Origin of the sequence: uncultured Desulfobulbus sp., from assembly GCF_963662935.2 — a bacterium.
Classification (GTDB): domain Bacteria; phylum Desulfobacterota; class Desulfobulbia; order Desulfobulbales; family Desulfobulbaceae; genus Desulfobulbus.
Window position 1 is genome coordinate 2,819,585 of sequence record NZ_CAXXTL010000002.1, and the last position, 19,453, is coordinate 2,839,037.

Annotated in this window: 17 protein-coding genes and 1 tRNA gene; 12 read left to right on the forward strand and 6 right to left on the reverse strand. The window is 56.3% G+C overall.

Going from position 1 to position 19,453, the window contains the following annotated elements; genetic code table 11:
- Positions 1–51: 51 nt before the first annotated feature.
- A tRNA-Gly gene (locus ACHZCX_RS16780) sits at positions 52–126 on the reverse strand.
- Positions 127–508: 382 nt separating this feature from the next.
- Between ACHZCX_RS16780 and hisB the strand changes: the two genes are divergently transcribed.
- From hisB to ACHZCX_RS16840, 12 genes are all read left to right on the forward strand, one after another.
- A complete protein-coding gene (gene hisB, locus ACHZCX_RS16785) occupies positions 509–1,108 on the forward strand; it encodes an imidazoleglycerol-phosphate dehydratase HisB (protein ID WP_324292492.1) in 600 nt (199 codons plus the stop codon).
- A 102-nt stretch (positions 1,109–1,210) separates the two neighbouring features.
- On the forward strand, positions 1,211–1,849 hold the full coding sequence (locus ACHZCX_RS16790; RefSeq protein WP_319588347.1) for a hypothetical protein: 639 nt from the start codon (positions 1,211–1,213) through the stop codon (positions 1,847–1,849).
- A gap of 45 nt (positions 1,850–1,894) precedes the next feature.
- Entirely contained in the window at positions 1,895–2,638 is a 744-nt protein-coding gene (locus ACHZCX_RS16795) for an ATP-binding protein (RefSeq protein WP_319588348.1), read from the forward strand.
- A complete protein-coding gene (locus ACHZCX_RS16800) occupies positions 2,638–3,519 on the forward strand; it encodes an ARMT1-like domain-containing protein (RefSeq protein WP_319588349.1) in 882 nt (293 codons plus the stop codon). Before ACHZCX_RS16795 ends, ACHZCX_RS16800 begins: the two co-directional genes overlap by 1 nt.
- A gap of 10 nt (positions 3,520–3,529) precedes the next feature.
- Positions 3,530–4,261 (forward strand): metallophosphoesterase family protein, encoded by a 732-nt coding sequence (locus tag ACHZCX_RS16805; protein WP_319588350.1) that lies wholly within the window; start codon positions 3,530–3,532, stop codon positions 4,259–4,261.
- 4 nt (positions 4,262–4,265) lie between these two features.
- Positions 4,266–5,588: a protein kinase gene (locus ACHZCX_RS16810; protein ID WP_319588351.1), complete on the forward strand. Its 1,323-nt coding sequence runs from the start codon at positions 4,266–4,268 to the stop codon at positions 5,586–5,588.
- Between the two features lie 52 nt (positions 5,589–5,640).
- The gene (locus ACHZCX_RS16815; protein WP_319588352.1) at positions 5,641–6,120 is read left to right on the forward strand and encodes a hypothetical protein; all 480 of its coding nucleotides are present in this window, start codon (positions 5,641–5,643) and stop codon (positions 6,118–6,120) included.
- Positions 6,121–6,340: 220 nt separating this feature from the next.
- Entirely contained in the window at positions 6,341–8,299 is a 1,959-nt protein-coding gene (locus ACHZCX_RS16820; protein ID WP_319588353.1) for an ATP-binding protein, read from the forward strand.
- 11 nt (positions 8,300–8,310) lie between these two features.
- Positions 8,311–9,891, forward strand: a complete 1,581-nt coding sequence (locus tag ACHZCX_RS16825; protein ID WP_319588354.1) for a DUF3369 domain-containing protein — start codon at positions 8,311–8,313, stop codon at positions 9,889–9,891.
- 159 nt (positions 9,892–10,050) lie between these two features.
- On the forward strand, positions 10,051–10,572 hold the full coding sequence (locus ACHZCX_RS16830; RefSeq protein ID WP_319588355.1) for an SEC-C domain-containing protein: 522 nt from the start codon (positions 10,051–10,053) through the stop codon (positions 10,570–10,572).
- Between the two features lie 8 nt (positions 10,573–10,580).
- Complete coding sequence (locus ACHZCX_RS16835) at positions 10,581–10,970, forward strand: VanZ family protein (protein WP_319588356.1); 390 nt, start codon at positions 10,581–10,583, stop codon at positions 10,968–10,970.
- Positions 10,971–10,979: 9 nt separating this feature from the next.
- Entirely contained in the window at positions 10,980–11,753 is a 774-nt protein-coding gene (locus tag ACHZCX_RS16840; RefSeq protein ID WP_319588357.1) for an alpha/beta hydrolase, read from the forward strand.
- A 55-nt stretch (positions 11,754–11,808) separates the two neighbouring features.
- Here the strand turns inward: ACHZCX_RS16840 and hemB are convergent, their stop codons facing one another.
- The 5 genes from hemB to ACHZCX_RS16865 all read right to left on the reverse strand — a co-directional run bounded on the left by hemB (position 11,809) and on the right by ACHZCX_RS16865 (position 19,394).
- Positions 11,809–12,789 (reverse strand): porphobilinogen synthase, encoded by a 981-nt coding sequence (hemB, locus tag ACHZCX_RS16845; RefSeq protein ID WP_319588358.1) that lies wholly within the window; start codon positions 12,787–12,789, stop codon positions 11,809–11,811.
- A 145-nt stretch (positions 12,790–12,934) separates the two neighbouring features.
- On the reverse strand, positions 12,935–14,299 hold the full coding sequence (locus ACHZCX_RS16850) for a sigma-54 dependent transcriptional regulator (protein ID WP_319588359.1): 1,365 nt from the start codon (positions 14,297–14,299) through the stop codon (positions 12,935–12,937).
- 79 nt (positions 14,300–14,378) lie between these two features.
- Entirely contained in the window at positions 14,379–16,601 is a 2,223-nt protein-coding gene (locus tag ACHZCX_RS16855; protein ID WP_319588360.1) for an ATP-binding protein, read from the reverse strand.
- Positions 16,602–16,621: 20 nt separating this feature from the next.
- Entirely contained in the window at positions 16,622–17,197 is a 576-nt protein-coding gene (locus ACHZCX_RS16860) for a DUF4390 domain-containing protein (RefSeq protein ID WP_319588361.1), read from the reverse strand.
- A 193-nt stretch (positions 17,198–17,390) separates the two neighbouring features.
- Positions 17,391–19,394 (reverse strand): ribonuclease catalytic domain-containing protein, encoded by a 2,004-nt coding sequence (locus ACHZCX_RS16865; protein WP_319588362.1) that lies wholly within the window; start codon positions 19,392–19,394, stop codon positions 17,391–17,393.
- Positions 19,395–19,453 lie beyond the last annotated feature (59 nt).

Genomic DNA, 19,453 nt, shown 5'->3' on the forward strand with positions numbered 1-19,453 from the left:
ACACTTTAAATAAAAAGGTCCGAACAGAGGTTCGAACCTGGAGTCTCTTTTTGGAGCGGGAAACGAGATTCGAACTCGCGACTTCAACCTTGGCAAGGTTGCACTCTACCACTGAGTTATTCCCGCTCTTTATTTTCCGTAACAGCCAATGAACATAACAAGTGTGGCCAACCTGTGTCAACTAAAAATTATCTCGGCAAACAAAATCTCGCCCGGAAAGAGCAAGAAAACCATAGTCTGGGGGCGGAGAACTGTTGCCAATCCTGGAAAAGAGGAATAGTATGCGATTTAACTCGTTTATTCTTCTGGGATTCTTTGAGCCTTGGCGTCATGTGCCTTGGGTGTCTCAGAGCGGAAGACTCTTCGCGGGGAGGCCCATTATCCCCTGGCTTGAGATAAGTAGGGTAGTCAAACTCGGCCACTTCCCGTCTGGGCGAGGACCGACTGCTCGATTTTAACAGTTTTGAAACTCGTCAATGCGGCCAAGCGGCCAATGAGGTATGGATCAATGGCAGGAATCGCCGCCCGCGAGGCATCCCTACAGAGGAAAACCAAAGAGACCGACATTCAGCTTGCTCTTTTCCTTGATGGAAGCGGGAAGGCAACCATCCGCACCGGTGTCGGTTTCATGGATCATATGCTGACTCTGTTCGCAGTCCACGGTTTTTTTGACCTTGATATAGCAGCTCAAGGCGATGTTGAAGTTGACGACCATCACACCGTGGAAGATCTGGGCATTTGTCTGGGCCAGGCTTTTGCTTTGGCGCTGGGTGATAAATCTGGCATTTGCCGATACGGCCACGCCTATGTACCTATGGATGAAACCCTGGCACGGGTCTGCGTCGACTTTTCCAACCGGCCTTTTCTCCACTATCAGGTGGCGGTGAAGGAAAGCAAAGTCGGCACGTTCGACGTTTCCCTAGCCAAGGAATTTCTTCGCGCTTTGGTGCACCACGCTGGATTGACCTTACATGTCGATCTGCTCCAGGGAGAAAATGGCCATCATATTTTAGAAGCGGTTTTTAAGGCACTAGGGCAGGCTCTGGCTACGGCTACTGGGTTGCATCCCCAAATGAACGGGCAGCTCTCTTCAAAAGGCGTCTTGTAATATACATTTACTATACATTTGTTCGATAGGTTCGGCTATTCTGCGGGGTCTACTGATCAGGCCGGCTATATACCATTAAACAATCGAAAGAGGAGAAACAGGGTGACGGCAATAACACAATTGAAAATGGGATTGGCGGTGTGTTGTCTCATTGTTGCTGCGGGGTGTGCTCAGAAAGACGAGTTGATTCCCGCCGCTAAGGGGCCCATGGTCGCCGTCTCCGGTATTGCCGTAATGCCGGTGCGGTCCGCCGTTGATTTTGAGGATGCTGCGTCAGCGGCCGATGAAAAGTCGCTGAGAGACGGCAGTCAGGTGATAAATGGCCTGTTGAAGGAGGTGCTGGCAGGTAAGCCTGGTGTTCGTTTTGTTACCGAACAGTCCCGGCCGGGGAGCAACGAAGGGGCGGTCAATAAACTCGAGGCTGCTCGGCGAATTGCCGCTCAGCAAGGCTGCAATGCCATCCTGGAAACCACGCTGAGCCGATACAATGAACGGGTAGGCGGCGATTACGGTGTCAAGCAGCCAGCGGCAGTGACCTTTGCCTACAAACTCTACGAGGTGGGTGAGGGCCGGGTGCTTTGTCATGGTCGCTTTGACGAGCAACAACAGTCGGTCATGGAAAACCTGCTGGCACTGCCCAAGGCCCAAAGCCGAGGTCTTACCTGGCTGACCGCCGAGGAATTGGCGCGTGACGGGTTGCAAGAGAGACTGGGGCAGTGTTCCTATCTTGGGGGCAAGTAACCGGCTCGATTCGTTTCGGTCTTTGCGGTGCAATTGTCGCGGGACGTGAACCGTCGGGTTGGCCGGGCCATGCATGACTATGCCATGCTTGCAGATGGCGACCGGGTACTGGTTGCGGTTTCCGGAGGAATCGATTCGCTGGTGTTGGCCTGGTTGCTTTCCAATTGGCAAAAAAAGGCCCCCATTGAATATGAGCTGTTGGCTGTCCATGTTGACATGGCAGCCGGGGCAGCTGGGCCGGGGGCAGCGGCGACGCTGGTTGGCAGGATAGTTGAGGCGATGGATTTGCCTTTCCACATCCTGCCCGCCCTCTGGCGGCCCGATCCGCAGGCGGTGCAACCGGGTGCGGCCAGCCACGATCTTTGTTTTCAATGTGCCCGGTCCCGGCGTACCCAACTGTTTGCCTATGCCCGCGAGTGCGGCTGCACAACCATCGCTTTTGGGCATCACCGCGATGATATCATCGAGACCTTCTTGCTCAATCTCACTTGCGCCGGCAACATCAGCACGATGTTGCCCCGCCAGAATCTTTTTTCCGGCCGTTTAGCCCTTATTCGCCCGCTTGCCTATCTGGACAAGAGCGAAATCGAGGCGATGGGTCGCGAGTTGGGAATGGAGCCAGTTCGCTCCAATTGTCCGCTGTCGGAAAAAACCAGGCGCCGGGAGATCCATCAGTTGGCCGAGCAGATGTACCAGCTAATTCCTGGGGCCAAGGCGAATATCTTCGCCGCTCTGGGCAATGTCCGTCAGGACTACCTGCTCAAGCAGACCGGCGGCAGGAGGCCCTGATGCAGACCGGAAATGATTGCCTGGTCTGCTTTCTCCGTCAGGCCCTAGCCACGGTTCGCCGTTCTACTGATGCCCCGGAACAGCATTGGCAGCTCACGGCTGAGGTGGGTGCCTTGCTTGGTGGGTTTGACCCACGGATTCCACCACCGGAAAACGCGGTCCACTATTATCGGCAGATCGCTCAGCGGACCGGAGTGTCGGACCCGTATCGGACCGAGAAGCAGGAGAGCAACGCCTATGCCCTCGGGTTGGAAGCCCGAACCAGGAAACTGATTGGCAAGGAAAGCGACCCCCTCTTGGCCGCGATGCAATTTGCGATCAACGCCAATGTCCTTGACGATGGCGCCCAGTACCGTCTCGACCGGGAGGAGGCCTTGGCTTCCTGCCGCCAGCCCCTAGTCGTCAACCATTACCCTGTCCTGCGGCAGCGAATCCTCGAAAAAACCAATATTCTCTATCTGGCTGATAACTGTGGTGAAATTGTTTTTGACAAGCTGCTGGTCGAACGCCTCCTCGCCGAGGGGTGCCGGGTGACCGTGGCGGTCAGGCACTCTCCGATCATTAACGATGCCACCCTGGAAGATGCTGTCGGTTGCGGGCTTGATCGCCTCTGTCCGGTGATCAGCAACGGCGCCGATGTTCCTGGCACCCCTTTAAGTTCTTGCAGCGAGGACTTCCGCCGCCGGTTTAATGAGGCCGACTGCATTATCAGCAAGGGGATGGGCAATTTTGAATGCTTGTCCGAGGTCCGGGCGCCGCTTTTTTTTCTGTTCATCGTCAAGTGCACGACCGTGCTGAACTATCTCCGGTGTCGCTTTCCCGAGAACGGATTGCGAATCGGTTCGCCGGTGCTGCTCCAAGGCGGGCTGACCGAGACGTAAAGGAGGAACAATGCGGCTGGCGATTGTTGCCGACATCCATGGGAATTATCAGGCCCTGCAAGCGGTGTTGGCCGATATTGCCCTGATGGGAGCGGACCGGATTTTTTCCTTGGGCGACAATATTGGTTACGGTCCGCAACCCGAGGAGGTGGTGCAAGCTCTGCGCGATCACCATGTCTTTTCGGTCATGGGTAACCATGAGTTGGGGCTGGTCAGCCGCAGCTATTGCAACCGCTTGAATGCAACCGCCAGGGAATCACTGGCCCTCACCCGCTCTCTCTTGAGCCCTGTCTCTTTGGATTGGCTGGAGACCTTGCCGGCCTTCCACCTCTGCTGCGATGCCCGGTTTGTCCATGGGTGCCCACCGCATTCGGTGACGGTGTATCTGCATGCGCCCACGGAAAACCGGTTGCGCCGCTTGTTCGCCTCCTACCCGGAACGGTTTTGCTTTGCTGGGCATACCCACGATCTTGGTTTTTATAAGCAGGACGACACGGCGATCACCAGCAGCGAATGGCAGGTGGAGCAAAGGCGGCTCGATCCAGGCACACGGTATCTTTTTCTCCCCGGCAGTGTCGGCCAACCGCGAGACGCCCTCAACCGATATGCAAAATATATGCTTTGGGACCAGGAAGCAGCAACCCTCGAGGTGCGGGCCTTGGCCTACGATGTCCAGAAGACTATCCGCCTCCTTGGTGAGCGCGGGTTTCCCGTGACCAACGCCAAGCGGCTTTCCTGGTGAGCCCATGAAGCAGATCGGCAGGTATCAGATCATTCGTCGGCTCGGCAAGGGTGGTATGGGTTCGGTGTACAAGGGGATCGTCCCGGTGATTGATAAAGTGGTGGCGATCAAGTTGCTCGATCCGAGCGAGCTGCTGGAGGATATCCTCGGTGCCGACCGGCTCCGGGAGATTTTCACCTTCGAGGCCCGAACCATGGCCGCCTTCAATCAGCCCTTCCTGGTCACGGCCCATGATTTTGACCATGACGAGCAGGGGCGGCCTTTTTTTGTCATGGAGTATATCTGCAACAATCTCGGCGCGATGATCGGCGAGACCTTTCGCATTGAAGAGGATTCCCGTATCATCGGGGCCGCCAAGGTGCGCCATTATGGCCGTCAGATTCTCGAATCCCTTGATTTCCTCCATCACAACAATATCATTCACCGCGATATCAAGCCGCAGAACATCCTGGTCACCGACGAGGACACCGTTAAAATCTGTGATTTCGGCATGGCCCTGGTGGGCGGGGTTGCCTTTTCCGGTCCGGACAACATGCAGATCGGCTCACCCTGCTACACGTCGCCGGAACAGCGGAAAAACCCCAAGGGGGTGGACGGCCGCGCCGACCTCTACTCCGCCGCGGTGCTGCTCTATCGCATGCTGACCGGTAAACTGCCCGGCATGCAGAGTTTTTCACTTTCCTTGGTTAATCCGCTCTATGACCAATCCTGGGACGAGTTCTTTGCCACGGCCCTGCGCTGGCAGCCGGATCAGCGGTTCCAGAGCGCTGCGGAGATGCTGACTGCCTTTAATCGGCTGGTGTTAGGGCAACCAGGGAAGGGGAAGGGCTGCCCGCATCCTTCTCAGGAGGGTGAACCCTTGCGACTGCGCAGCGAACCGGTGAATGTCTGCCTCTCCCGCGCCCGGGTCCACTTCGCCGTCAATGAGTTGTTTCGGCCGAGAGCACCGGTCTGTAACCGGCTGGAAATTAGCGAGGAGACCGTGATTGACCAGGCCACCGGCCTTGTCTGGCAGCGCCGGGGCGATCGGTATCCGTTGACCTTTGCTGCGGCGCAGGCCTATGTCGAACAGTTGAACGTGCAAGGTTTGAACGGTTATCGTCAATGGCGCCTGCCCACGGTCAATGAACTGCTTAGTCTCCTGCCGGATGAGGGCAGCCGGGAGGTGTTTCCGGAGTCCCCGAAACAACCGGTGAAATGGTTGTGGAGCTGTGACCGGCATGGACATCACGAAAGCTGGTATGTTAATATGGACATGGGCTTTACCGGGGTCCAGGACATCAACTGCCTCAACCATGTTCGGGCCGTTGCCACTGTGATCCCGTAAAAATTCGCTCCTGGTGGCGAGGATTTACCTTTTCTCAAGAGATACCCAACGCATGGACTATCCTATATCTCATTATTTTCTCGTTCGTTCCCGTTCGGAAGAGTTGGCGGGTCGGCATGTGGAGCGCTACCTTTCCGGCAACCAGTTGATCAGCTATGCTGAATTTTTTGTCCGGACGGAAGAGGTTCTCAACGGTACGGGGGCGCTTTTTTGGCGGACACTTGAGCACGGCCTGGCCGCCAATGACAGTTTTGCCCGCCGGATGCTCGATCATCTCAAGGACGAGGGCGTCACCACCCTTGATCAACTGCCCGGCCTGGAGCAGGGATATGTCACCAAGGTCCTCCACACCCTGACGCACCTCCTCGATGGGTTCATCGGTATTGATTCGGTCTTTTACAATCTGGTGGAAGACTCCCACCGGGTGAGCGCCGTTCTTAGCCAATCCATCCGCAAGACGCCTGCCGAATACTGCCTGGTCCCGGTCCGCACGGGCAAACTGGAAGCCTCGGTGCTCCATCCGGTCGATTGAATCTCCCCTTCGCCTTCGAAAGGTTTTTCTCTTGCCGTTTGTTTTTCTTCTCCGACCATGCAAAACCATGCGGTTGGGGCGAAAATTTGGTATCTTCTTTAACAAGAAGGATATTCTAGGGCCTCGTTTTCTCTTGATCATTGGGCGGTCAGGCTCTTGATCAAGAGGGAGGTGGCGGCTCACCGCTTGTTTGCGTATTGGTCCAATGTTCAGGGGTGTGATGCGATCTTTACTTTTTGGCTCCATCCGGAAAAGTTTGATAGTAGTGGTGCTGTTGGCTGTGCTGCCGGCACTGGCGATTTTGCTCTATACCGGCCGCGAGCTTCGCGCTCGGGTGGTGCACGACGCCGAGAGCTATGCGCTGCGTCAGGTCCAGGCCATGGCCGCTCACCACGAGCGGGTGGTTGATAATGCCCGCCTGCTGCTGTTGACCCTGGCCAAATCCTCGGAGGTGCGGAGCCTTGATGCCGAGGCCTGCCAAGCCTTATTGGCCGATATTCTCGCTCGCAACGCCGCCTATGTTTCCCTTTCGCTGGTCGATGCCCAGGGGCGTATCCTTGCCGCAACTCCGGCTACACCAGCCGTGCAGGTTGGAGAGGACGTTTTTTTTCAGAATGCCATACGCACACAAGCGTTTACTGTCGGCGACTACACTCTGTTGAAAACCGAACGGAGGGTCGTTGTCCAGTTCGGTCAGCCTGTCCACGACGCCAGCAACCAACTGGTAGGCATCCTTGTGGCCGCCTTTGATTTGAATTACTTTGGCCGCCTCTTTTACGACACCCGGTTGCCGGAGCAGTCGGTTTTCACCTTGACCGACGCCAACGGCATGCGCTTAACGCGGTTTCCAGAGACAGAGAAATACACCTGGGTTGCCGATCTGCCGCAAATGGTGCAGCGCATGTCCGGACGAGAAGAGGAGGGGACCTTCCTCGAAACCGGGGTGGATGGAGTCAACCGTTTGTACAGTTTCAAACGGCTCCATTTTCAGGGAGCCTCCTTTCCCTATCTGATGATTCGTCTGGGGATCCCCGTGGATCAGGCCTTAAGTGAGGCTCGATCTGTGATCGTCCGCAACGTCGTTTTGCTCGTAATGGCTACGATCCTGGCCTTGATGACGGCTTGGTTTGTCACTGAAGTCACTGTGATGCGTCGTTTGACCCAATTGATTACGGCGACCGACAGGTTGAAAGCAGGCGAGTTGAGTACCCGGACCGGTATCGAGTCCGGCGAAGGGGAACTGGGGCAGTTGGCCGCCGCCTTTGACAGCATGGCGGAAGGCTTGGAGTACAAGGAAAAACAACGATCCCTGGTCGAGGATCAGTTGCTGCGCCTCAACGAGGAATTGGAGGAACGGGTGGTGCAGCGCACCGAACAGCTGGCCGGTGCCAACCAGGACCTGCTGAATACCCTGGAGGACCTGCAGCGAACGCAAAAACAACTGGTCCTCTCCGAAAAGCTAGCCGCTTTGGGTGAGCTGGTGGCCGGAGTGGCCCATGAAATCAATACTCCGGTCGGGGTGGCTCTGTCTGCCGGGTCCACGCTGGCAGAGAAAAATCGGACCTTGGCTGAGCTGTTTACCCAGGGAGAGATGAAACGCTCCGACCTAACCCAGTTTTTCGACGATTCCCGGGAAGGGACGGAGATGATTCTCATGAATCTGGGCCGGGCCTCGGAGTTGATCCGCAGCTTCAAGATGGTGGCGGTGGATCAGGTCTCGGAACATCGCCGGATCTTTAATGTCAAAAACTACATCGACGAAATTTTGCTCAGTCTTCGCCCCAAGTTAAAGAAAACCAAGCACCGGATTGAGGTACACTGCGACCCCGATCTGGTGATTGAAAGTTTTCCGGGCGCTTTTTCTCAGATTTTGACCAATTTCATTATCAACTCCCTCATCCACGCTTTTGAACCGGACCAGGTGGGTGAAATCCGAATTGAGGTGAACCGAACCAACGGCGTCCTCGACATCCGCTATGTCGATAACGGCAGGGGAATGGCACCGGAAAACCGCGACCGGATTTTCGAGCCGTTTTTCACCACCGCCCGGAGCCAGGGATCCACCGGCCTGGGATTGCATATTGTTTTTAATATAGTCACCCGGACTTTAGGCGGCTCAATCGCATGCGAGAGTGCGCCGGGCCAGGGGACATCCTTTCATGTAACCATGCCCGTTTAATGTGGGAGCCTATGTCTGATTCCGATGAAATTTTTTTCAAGGACGAGGAGCGGACGCCGACCCGGAACCCTGATGTTGGGTTAGCCGCCAGCGGTGAGCCGTGGAAGATCCTCATCGTTGACGATGAGGCCGATGTCCATAGCGTCACCACCTACATGATCAAGGGCATGAATTATCTCGGGCGAGGGTTTCAGTTTTTTCATGCTTACAGCGGCCGGGAGGCCCAGGAAATCCTGGCCGAACATCAGGACATGGCCGTGATTCTCCTCGATGTGGTCATGGAAACCGATGACAGTGGCCTGAAATTGGTGCAGTATATTCGGGAAGAGTTGCACAATCGCACGGTGCGGATCGTTCTGCGCACCGGTCAACCCGGCAAGGCGCCGGCCGCCAAGGTTATCCTTGAGTACGACATCAACGACTACAAGGAGAAAACCGAGCTGACCCTGGATAAGATGCTGGTCACCGTTATCTCGGCCCTGCGCAGCTACAATTTTATCACCACCATCGAAAATAACCGGAAAGGGCTGAAAAAGATAATCGACGCCTCTTCGGACATCTTTGAACGCCAGTCCTTGCAGAAGCTGGGGAGCGGCGTTCTCAGTCAGCTGACTTCCATCCTCCAGTTAAGGGAGGACGCCATCTATAGTCATGCCTCGGGACTGACCGCCTCCGGGATCAAGGGGCAGTCGGTGGTGCTGGCGGCCACCGGTCAATTCTGCCGATATATTGATTTGCCGATCAGCGAAGTCGACACCGCCCTGATGCATACCACCCTGCAACTGGCCCAATCCCAGCCCCACGGCTTTTACTGCGAGGGCGGGAAATGTGCCTGGTATTTTAAAAGTCAGACCGGCTCGGAAAACTTTCTCTACTTTGAGATCGCCAAGGAATTGGACGAAAATGATCATGATCTTCTGGAGTTGTTTTTTACCAATGTTTCCCTTGCCTTTGACAATCTTTTCCTCAATAAGGGGATTGAAGATACCCAGAAGGAGATTATCTTCCAGATTGCAGAGACCATGGAGTGCCGCTCAGCCGAGACCGGCAGCCATGTCCGCCGGGTGGCTGAGTACGCTCGTCTCCTGGCCCTGAAGTATGGTCTGGGAGACGAGGAGGCGGAGATGCTCAAGCTTGCCTCCACCCCGCATGATCTCGGGAAGATCGGCATACCGGATTCCATTCTCAACAAGCCGGGCCCCTTGACCCCGGAAGAGTACTTGGTCATCAAAACTCATGTTCATCGTGGCCACGACCTCCTGATTAATTCGTCGAGCCCGATCATGCGTGCAGCGGCCCGCATTATTCTCCATCACCACGAGCGATGGGATGGGAGGGGCTATCCCCAGGGGCTGCAAGGCGAGGAAATCCACATTCATGGCCGGATTATCGGCGTGGCCGATGTCTTTGATGCCCTTTCCAACCGGCGCGTCTACCACGAGGCCTGGACTTGGGAGGCGGTTTTTTCCCATTTCAAGGAACAGCGGGGCAGGCATTTTGATCCTAAACTGGTCGATATCCTCTTAGAGAATCAGGAAGCGTTTAAGGCCATCTGGTCGCGCTACAATGCCGTCGGCCTGCAGTTCGCCTGACGGGCGAAACCGGGTTGGAGATAAGGCGGGTCGTTTTAGGCTTCTTGAGGAACGGGCGCTTTTTCTTGAACTTTTTCAGTGATCCAGGGTAAGAAAAGCGGTTGAAAAGCAAAAGGCGGACAAGTGATCCGCATAACCAGCGACAGAGGAACGGACGGTATGGGAAAAATAGGCAGAAATCAACCCTGTCCCTGCGGCTCGGGGAGAAAATACAAACATTGCTGTCTGCCTGCCCAGCAGGCAGGGACAACGGCCAGCCCGACCAGTCAGATGAAGGTCTCACTGATGGCGGCAATCGAAAAGGCCCAAACACAGGCGGTCGAGAAGAAAGTGGCCTTTCAGGAACTTGGCGTGTTTCTCTTTTTCAGTGATCACGAAGGGGATGCTTGGCTCCTGGAGATTACCGAATCCGATGCGGTGCAGATAGCCAAGGGCGGCGAGCGGCTCGAGGTGCCTATCGACGAGAACCCCGAAACCATCGAAATCAATTTCAGCCACACCTTTGCCCTCCGCGACCGGCAGTTTTTCCTGACCGCCTATGCCGACAAGGCCGAAACCCGGCTCGAAAAGGCGCCTACCCAGCAGATTCATGCCGCCATCCGGCGGTTGCATAAGCGCTACCCGAAGGAAATGCTCAAACGAATGCATGTGGAGCAAGGCGACGGCAACGCCGATGCCTAGGCCCGTTAATGGATTGGCGAAAAAACGGGTATCGACTACTCCCCGTGACCTTGGTCATGGGGGGCATTTTCTATTTGTCACATCAATCCGGCGACAGTCTTTCCCTGCCGGATATTGTCAATATCGACAAGTTCCTGCATTGTCTGGCCTATGCGGTGCTGGGGCTTGCCTTTCTTTTTGCCCTGCCGTGGCCATGGCGGCAACGGCATCCATTCCTCGCCGGTTGCTCGGTGATACTCTTCTGTCTGTTGTATGGGGCCACCGACGAGTTCCATCAATCCTTTGTTCCCGGAAGGAATTGCAACGGCGCTGATCTTATTGCAGATGGCGTGGGTGGATGTTTGGCGGCGATTGCACATGGGTGTTGGGATCACTGGCGAGTACGAAAGCAGAGGTAATGTTTCCCGATGAGCCTTCTTGTATTAAATGCACAGCACCAGATTTTTTATGATCGGTATGAGGGGGAAGCCGAGCGTCCCTGTTTGATTTTCCTTCATGAAGGCTTGGGTTGCGCTGCTCAGTGGAAAGAATTTCCATTTCTCCTCTGCCAGCGGACCGGCTGTCCGGGCTTGGTCTATGACCGGATCGGTCACGGAAAATCCTCACCGCTCATCCACCCCCGGACCAACCAATATCTTCACCAAGCAGCCGTGGATGAACTGCCGAAGGTGGTTGAGGCACTCATTCCCGGCCAGCGGATCATCCTGGTCGGCCATTCCGACGGGGGCAGCATCAGCCTGATTTTTGGCGCGGCAAAACGCCCTCTCTTACTTGGGATCATCACTGTTTCAGCCCATGTCTTTGTTGAGCAGGTCAGTCTTGACGGTATTGCCCAAGCCAGGGAGGCCTTTGCCCAAGGTAAACTTAAAAAAGGGCTCGCCCGGTATCACGGCGACAAAACTGAGCCGCTGTTCAAAGCGTGGGCAGAAACCTGGACCAGTCCCTGGTTCGCTACCTGGAACATCGAAGACCTGCTGCCGTCCATTGAAGTGCCGCTGCTAGTGCTTCAGGGCCGTGCCGATCAGTACGGCACCCCGGCCCAGGTAGACGCCATTGTCGATGGATCCTCCGGGCCGGCCACCCCCTTGCTGCTGGAAGAATGCGGCCACGCCCCCCATCTGGAATTTCCCGAATTGACTCTGGATCTCATGTCCTGCTTCGTCAATCGTCTAGCTAGATAGATGTTCGCAGGGACCCTGTAGTGAAGCTCGGGTAGTCCGGCGCCCCCCTTTTCCCCTATTTCCCCTTGATCAGCAACCGGGCCATGTCCTTGGCAAAGTAGGTGAGGATGATATCCGCCCCGGCCCGGCGGATGGCAATAAGGCTCTCGGCCATCACCCGCTCGCCGTCGATCCACCCCTTTTCGGCGGCGGCCTTGATCATGGCGTATTCGCCGCTGACCTGGTAGGCGGCCACCGGCAGGTCAAATTCGTCGTGCAGACGACTGATGATGTCGAGGTAGGCCAGCGCCGGTTTGACCATGAGGATATCCGCGCCCTCCTCCACGTCCAGGGTGGCCTCGCGCAGGGCTTCCTTGCTGTTGGCCGGGTCCATCTGGTAGCTGCGGCGGTCGCCGAACTGGGGAGCGCACTCGGCGGCGTCACGGAAAGGACCGTAAAAGGCCGAGGCGTATTTGACTGCGTAGGACATGATCGGCACCATGTGGAACGAGTTCTCATCGAGCGCGGTGCGGATCTCGCTGACTCGGCCGTCCATCATGTCCGAGGGGGCCACCATGTCGGCTCCGGCCTGGGCATGGGAGAGCGCCGTCTTGGCCAGCAGTTCCAGAGTGGCGTCGTTGTCGACCTCGTGACCGGCCAGGCAGCCGCAATGGCCGTGATCGGTGTATTCACAGAGGCAGACGTCCGTGACCACGGTCATTTCCGGAACCTTGTTCTTTAATTCCCGGATGGCCTGCTGGATGATGCCGTTCGTGGCGTAGGCGCCGGAGCCGAGACCGTCCTTCTTCTCAGGCAGTCCGAAGAGGATGACCGACTGGATGCCCACAGCCAGACACTCCCGGGCCTCCTTGACCAGTTGATCGACCGAGAGGCGGAAGACGCCCGGCATTGAACTTACCTCCTGGCGGAGACCCTTGCCTGGCAGGACGAAGAGGGGATAAATCATCTGTTCCGGCACCAGCCGCGTTTCACGGATCATGGCGCGGAAGGTTTCAGTCTGGCGCATTCTGCGGGGGCGATATTCGGGGAAAACCATGGGGTACCTCGTTGCGGATATAGGTTGTTTGGATGGAGAGTCTTTCGGTTTTGAGGGGATGAGCACTACCGCTTGGCCCCATTGCTCCAGAGAGATGTGGGCCGGGTTCTGTGTGCAGGTGCCGGGCGGTATGGCGAGCGCTCGCTTACTTTACTGCAATGCCAAGGGCTTTCACCTTTTTGTGGAGGTGACTGCGCTCCATCCCAATCTGTTCAGCTGTTTTTGAGATATTGCCGTCATTCTCTTCCAATTTGGCGAGGAGATAATCCGTTTCGAAGCGGCGGCGTGCGTCTTTGAAACCAAGATGCCGGTAGATCGGATCGATGGGCTGGGTAGGCGGCAGCAGCAGTGGAGCGTTGCCGAGGAAAAGGGCCACGTCCTCAACATTGATTTCGTCACCGGTCGTCATGATCACCAGCCGTTCCACCAGATTGCGCAGCTCACGGATATTGCCCGGCCAGGTATGGCGTTGGAGCAAGGACAGCGCCTCGGCGGAAAATTGTTTCCATTCGATGCCTTTGCGGCTGAACTGGTTGATGAAATCGGCAACCAGCTGAGGGATGTCCTCGCGCCGGTCCACCAGATCGGGCACCACGATAGGCACCACATTGAGGCGGTAGAACAGGTCGGCCCGGAAAAGCCCGCGCTCGATTTCCTCTTCCAGGTTTTTGTTGGTGGCCGCCAGGACCCGGACATCAACTTCGATGGTCCGCGAGCCGCCGACCCGTTCGAATGTTTGTTCCTGGAGGATCCGCAGGACCTTGGCCTGGCTCTTCAGACTCATGTCACCGATCTCATCCAAAAAGAGGGTGGAGCCGTTCGCCTGGTCAAATTTGCCCTTTTTATTCTCCGTGGCCCCGGTAAAAGCCCCCTTGACATGGCCAAATAGCTCGGATTCAATCAGTTCTTCCGGAATGGCGGCGCAATTGACCGCCACCATTGGTTGTTTGCCTCGAAGGGAGTGGCGATGAATGGTTTGGGCCACCAGTTCTTTGCCAGTACCGTGGCCGCCCCGGATAAGGACCCAGGCGTCGGTGGGGGCGACTCGTTCGATTTGCTGCCGCAATCTGGCGGTCAGGGCGCTGTTGCCGGTGATGCTGATGGGAGTAGGCCCGCTTTCCCGCAGTAGTTGGTTCTCCCGTTCCAAGTGGGCCAGTTGGAGTCCTTTTTTGATTGAGAGGATGGTTTTATCGTAGGAGAGCGGTTTTTCGATGAAGTCGTAGGCGCCGCTGCGGGTAGCCTGGACAGCGGTTTCGATGGTGCCGTGACCGGAAATCATGATCACCGGCAGGGCGAACCGTTGCTTGATCAGTTTCAGGGCCTCAAGGCCATCCATGCCCGGCATCCAGATGTCGAGCAAAATAAGACGAACATCTTTTTCATCCAGCAGTTGGAGGCCTTCTTCGGCGGAAGCAGCGGTCAGTGGCGCGAATCCCTCGTCGGCCAGGATGCCCGCGAGGCTTTCACGGATGGCGGCCTCGTCGTCAATGATGAGAATGGTGTCGGGCATGGGAAACTATCCGGTGGGCAAAGGGGGATTTCAGGCTCGATTTGCAGGGACGGGGGGCACCCCTTTTTTCGGCATCATATCAGGTATCCAGTGGTAGCTCAACCGCAAACACGGCGCCCGTGGGGGCATTGTCGTAAACGCGAAGAACACCGCCATGTTCGCTGACAATGGTCTGGGCGATGGCCAAACCAAGGCCGGTCCCGGATTTGCGGGTCGAAAAATACGGTTCGAAGATTCGTAGTTTGACTTCGTCGGCAATGCCTGGGCCATCATCGGCTACCTCCAGCCGAACCTGACCGGCGTTTGCCTCGAAACTGAGGGTAACGACGATGACGCCGCCATCGGCGAGGACAGAGACGGCATTGTCGAGCAGGTTGATCAGCACCCGTTTGATCTGGACGGCATCAAAAAGGAATTCGGGGAGAATGGGGTCGATTTGGCAGGTAATGGTCAGCTGTTTGTGGGCTTCCTGATATAAAACAACAACCTCGTGTACCAGATTGCCGATGTTTTTCAGTTCCTTGTGAAGTTTTGGCATGCGGGCGAAATCGGAAAATTCACTCACCAGATTTTTAATCTCATCGACCTGGTTGATAATGGTGGCGGTGCACTGGTCGAAAATGTCGCGGTTTTCGGTGATGGTGTCGAGGTAGCGTTTCCGCAGCCGCTGGGCAGAAAGTTGGATCGGAGTCAGCGGGTTTTTGATCTCGTGCGCTATACGGCGGGCGACCTCCTGCCAGGCGGCCAGCCGCTGCGCCTTCTCTAGGTTGGTCAGGTTGTCGAACACGATGACAAAGCCAATAGGATGCTGCCAATCATCCACCATCCGGGTCATGTTGACCTGGAGCGAGAGGGTCTCGCCCCTGCGGATGGTAACCCGCAGGTGCCGTTCGATCGTCGATTTGCCAGTGGTGAGCAGTTCCTTGAGGAAACTTTCGACAATCAGCGCATGCTGCTTGGGCAGGGCGGTATGGAAGTTCTTACCCAAAAAGGCGGCCGGCTGGATGGCTAGCAATTTTTCGGCAAAACGGTTTATGGTAGTGATCCGGTTGTCCTCGTCCAGGGCAATGACCCCGGCGGCCACGTTTTCGAGAATGGTCTCCAGGTAGCGGTGGCGCTGTTCTGAAACCTCGTTGCTATCCTGCAGTGCTTGGTGGGTCCGAGCCAGTTGCCGGTTGGAGGCAAGGATCTTCGAGGTCATGGAGTTGAAGGAGTCGACCAGCATCCCCATCTCATCGTCCGCTTCCTTTTCAACAATGAAATCCATGTCGCCGTTGGCCACCCGCTTGGTCGCCTCCGCCAGTTTTTTGATTGGCCCGGTCAGGCCTCGGGCAACGTAGAAACCAAACCAAATCGCCCCGAAGAGGACTAACAGGGTGATGATCAGCAGCATGATGATCAGGCTGAATTTGATCGGGGCCTTGAGCATGATCAGTTGCTGGTAATCGGTGATGCCTTCGGCAATGGATTGCATGGTTTCCAACCGGGCCGATGGGATCAGCAGGGTGGTGATCAGAAACCAGGTTTGCTGGTTCTCCAGGTTGACCTGCACCGGCACGATTGCCTGAATCAGCTCGCCAATAGCAGTCTTTTGGGTGACTATCTCGGTGCGGTCAAAGGCGGCGGTCAGGCGCAGGGCCTCCGATGGGAGAGATGGCGGCGCAATCGGCTGCAGACGCGGACCTCTGATCGAAACCACAGGGCTTCGCTCGCTGTTGAGCAGAAGAATGGAGTCCGGTGCACCGGGCAGGTCGATTTCCAAGGTCTTGGCAAAAAAACGCTCGAGGACGGGCAGATTGGTCAGGTCCAGGGTGCCGCTTTCAAGAATTGAGGCCAATTGCCGGCCGGCATACTCGGCCTGTTTGCCGTTATCGTGGAGGATCGATTGCGCCAGTTTCAGTGAGGATTGCAAGGATTCTTCAACTCGGGCATTAAACCAGTAATCCATGGAGGTGGAGACAAAGCGCAGAGCCACAATAAACAGGATGGCTGTGGGGATCAGGGAAAGCGAGACAAAGCAAATGACCAGCCGGGTACGCAGCCGGGCGCCGAGGATTTTTTGCTTGCGCTCAAAGACCAGTTCCACCAGGTTGCGCAGCACCAGGTAGAGCATGAGCAGGAGCAGCAAGCCGTTGATGTTGATCAGGGCAAAAATCAGAATGGTGCTGGAGATGGGCAGATTAAAATCGCCGCTGAGCAGGCCGCGCTGGACATAGGCCAGTGCGGGAATAAGGAGGAGGCAGAAGGCAATGACGATCCGGACCAGCCGCTGTTTCTTCTTTCTCTGTTCCTCGGTGAGCATTGAGTGGCCGGAGTGCGAGGTCAGTATCTGAATTCGATGGTTCGCCAGTCGGTTTCGAAATCCCACAACGCCGGGATGGGCAAAAGACGGTGCATGCCGAGCGGCAGGGAGCCTTTTTTCAAGGTGACCTTGAAATGAATGGCATAGGGAGCGTCGGGGATAAGCTGGGAGAGAGCGATCACTTTGACGCCGTTGAGTTCGGCCATCAGTTGTTTGGCCTCTGTAATGTCTTTGGTGGTGACGACCTTGTCACCTTGATCGGAAAAAGCGATCCGGTAGGTTTTGTTCGCCTCATCAAATGTTAAGGTGTGGGTGACGGTGGATTCGATCAAGGTGGTGTCAATCCACTTGCTGCTGGTCTTGACCAATTCCATCTGGTACGTAAAAATGATGGGAATGCCATTTTTGACACCCTCGACCATTTCTTGGGTGATGCCGTTTTTCACCGTGGCAAAGAGGAGAAGGTCGGTATCCGAGGTGGTGACGATGATGTCTTTGATTTCAGGCGTCTCTTCGGCGGAAGCCAGCGGCTGGCAGGGATGAGCCAGGATGAGGAAGCCGCAGAAAAAGAGCAGTCGGATAGTGAATAGTTTCATTGTGATATTGAAGAGGCCGCCGTGCCAGTACTCTGTAAGGGGAAGGCTGAAAAATCTCCTTTGAGCATATACCTGATCGACGAACTTTTGTCCATGGCAAGGACCAGTGGCGGTGGGGAAGTTGCCCCGGCTTTGTCCACGGGCAAGGCCCTGATGAGTGAGGTGGAGACGGAAGGAGCAGCAGGGGGGTTGACTACCACTCAATGCGGAGGATGTTGTCCAGCGGACGCACTCGGGCTAGCCGAATCCGTACGGTGTCGCCGGGTTCGACCGGAAAAGCCGGATTGGGCGGCAGGTCGACATCAAAGAGACAATCGAAGAGGAGGAAATTGATACGTTTCGGGCCGACACCGACCACGAGGGCATTGACCCTCTGCCCTTCTTTGGGGGCGAGATAGCGAAGGATCCAGTAACGGTGCCGCTGCTGGCGGATGGCATTGGCCCGGCCCAGTTTTTGCTGGATAATACCGACAAAGGTCTTGCACTCCTCGCCGGAGAAGAGGATGCCCCGGCCATGGATCATGTGGCTCAGCTGGTGCTGCATGGCCAGGTCGAGAAAGCGGCGAATCGGCGAGGTGATGGTGGTGTAGCTGTTGAGGCCGAGGCCGCTGTGAGGCTTGGGATGGGAAGTCAGCTCGCCTCGGGAGAGAAAGCGTCGCTGATAGGCGATGTCGGGCAGGCTGTTCTGGACACCGGAGATGATTCGTTTGCGCGGCGGCGGCTGCGAGCGGAACAGGCCGGGCGCTTCCCGGCCGGCCAGGTAGGCGGCTGCGAGGCCATTAGCCAGGATCATCAGCTCGGATATCAGGTTGCGGGCGGGTGTGTCCACTGGTGAGAGATAGACCTGGATATGCTCACGGTCGCGGATGTCGATGTTGACGTCCGGCATGGAGAGCAGGAGTGCACCCTGGTCAACCCGTTGCTGCCGCAACTGCTGTCGGACCACATTCAGAGCCGCGAGGTCGGTGTCCCGGTCGATCAGGCCGTCCGCTTCGCGATAGCTCAGTTGTCGTTTAACCTCGATAATAGCCGGGACAATGGCGGTATGGACAATGTTGCCCTCTGCCGTCAGGGTGACGAGAAAACTGATGGTTGGGCGGGTTTTTCCCTGAATCAGGCTGCAAAGATCAAGCGACAACGTTTTAGGCAACATGGGAATGTGGCCTTCGGGAAAATAGAGCGAAGTTGAGCGTTCCCGGGCCTCGGCAAAGAGCGGACTCTTGACCGGCACATAGTAGCTGACGTCGGTGATATGGATGCCCACCTCTATCTGGCCGTTTTCTTTTTTGACGATATGGACAGCGTCGTCAAAATCGCGGGTGAAGGCACCGTCGATGGTCAGAGTGTGCAGTGCCCGGAGGTCTTTTCGTTTGGGATCGGCGAGCAGTTCCTCGGCAGTAGGTTCCCGGAGGGTATCGACGATCTGGAGGCATGGTTCGGGAAACTCCATCGGTTGATCCGATCTGAGCAGGGCCAGATTCTCATCTGGTTCCCAGAATCCCGCTTTCACCAGCAATTCATAACCGGCATTGGGTGAGGTCAGCCCCGCCTTCTTCAGAACCTGCCGGATGAATTCGTCTTCGGCGCATTCACTGCCAAACAGCACCGACTGGCTGAGCCAATGCAGGCAGTGTTCCCGGTCCGGCCATTCTGCCTCGCTGACCGCGACACCTCGCATGATTCCCTGCAGTCCACTCGCTGACTGTTCCAGCAGCTGCGCCTTTTCTTCTTCTCTTTGTCGCTGCTGTTGCAGCTGTTCGATCTGTTCAGGTGTATGGGCAATAACTTTGCCGTTTTTAAATTTAAAGAACAGGGGATCGGCTAAGATTGCCCGAAGAAAGGCGGCGCGCTGGTCGTCGTCAACCCTACCGCCAAAGTGCAGTTCGGTGAGAAAATCAGGAGAAAACTCGTTGTCCGGTTCTTCGCAGACGATTTCCCAGAGGAGTTCTAGGCCGATTGTTTCGGCCAGGGCGGATCGACCGGCGTTCCGCTCCTGCAGGAGGGCGGTGATCGTCTCCCGGCTGGCATCGTGGGGAAAGAGCTGCTGCGATGCGGTCAAGATCCGGGCTTCCGGCAGGTTGATCTCGCGACCGTTCTGACTGAGGAGCTGGATTTTTTTGTCGGCAACGCCGGAGACAAGGCCGCAGAAAAATCTGCCACCGTCAATAAATTCTATAAGGCTGCCGGGGGATATCATCAGTTTAACACATTGCTAAGTTCGGAGGTCATGGTAAGCTACAGTGGATAGCAGGATTC

Bases quoted from the DNA above. Each gene is read 5' to 3' on its own strand.
- ACHZCX_RS16860 (WP_319588361.1), bottom strand. From the start codon at position 17,197: ATGAAACTATTCACTATCCGACTGCTCTTTTTCTGCGGCTTCCTCATC.
- ACHZCX_RS16835 (WP_319588356.1), top strand. From the start codon at position 10,581: ATGGATTGGCGAAAAAACGGGTATCGACTACTCCCCGTGACCTTGGTC.
- ACHZCX_RS16800 (WP_319588349.1), top strand. From the start codon at position 2,638: ATGCAGACCGGAAATGATTGCCTGGTCTGCTTTCTCCGTCAGGCCCTA.
- hisB (WP_324292492.1), top strand. From the start codon at position 509: ATGGCAGGAATCGCCGCCCGCGAGGCATCCCTACAGAGGAAAACCAAA.
- ACHZCX_RS16830 (WP_319588355.1), top strand. From the start codon at position 10,051: ATGGGAAAAATAGGCAGAAATCAACCCTGTCCCTGCGGCTCGGGGAGA.
- ACHZCX_RS16820 (WP_319588353.1), top strand. From the start codon at position 6,341: ATGCGATCTTTACTTTTTGGCTCCATCCGGAAAAGTTTGATAGTAGTG.
- ACHZCX_RS16825 (WP_319588354.1), top strand. From the start codon at position 8,311: ATGTCTGATTCCGATGAAATTTTTTTCAAGGACGAGGAGCGGACGCCG.
- ACHZCX_RS16855 (WP_319588360.1), bottom strand. From the start codon at position 16,601: ATGCTCACCGAGGAACAGAGAAAGAAGAAACAGCGGCTGGTCCGGATC.
- ACHZCX_RS16810 (WP_319588351.1), top strand. From the start codon at position 4,266: ATGAAGCAGATCGGCAGGTATCAGATCATTCGTCGGCTCGGCAAGGGT.
- ACHZCX_RS16865 (WP_319588362.1), bottom strand. From the start codon at position 19,394: ATGATATCCCCCGGCAGCCTTATAGAATTTATTGACGGTGGCAGATTT.
- ACHZCX_RS16805 (WP_319588350.1), top strand. From the start codon at position 3,530: ATGCGGCTGGCGATTGTTGCCGACATCCATGGGAATTATCAGGCCCTG.
- ACHZCX_RS16815 (WP_319588352.1), top strand. From the start codon at position 5,641: ATGGACTATCCTATATCTCATTATTTTCTCGTTCGTTCCCGTTCGGAA.
- ACHZCX_RS16840 (WP_319588357.1), top strand. From the start codon at position 10,980: ATGAGCCTTCTTGTATTAAATGCACAGCACCAGATTTTTTATGATCGG.
- hemB (WP_319588358.1), bottom strand. From the start codon at position 12,789: ATGGTTTTCCCCGAATATCGCCCCCGCAGAATGCGCCAGACTGAAACC.
- ACHZCX_RS16850 (WP_319588359.1), bottom strand. From the start codon at position 14,299: ATGCCCGACACCATTCTCATCATTGACGACGAGGCCGCCATCCGTGAA.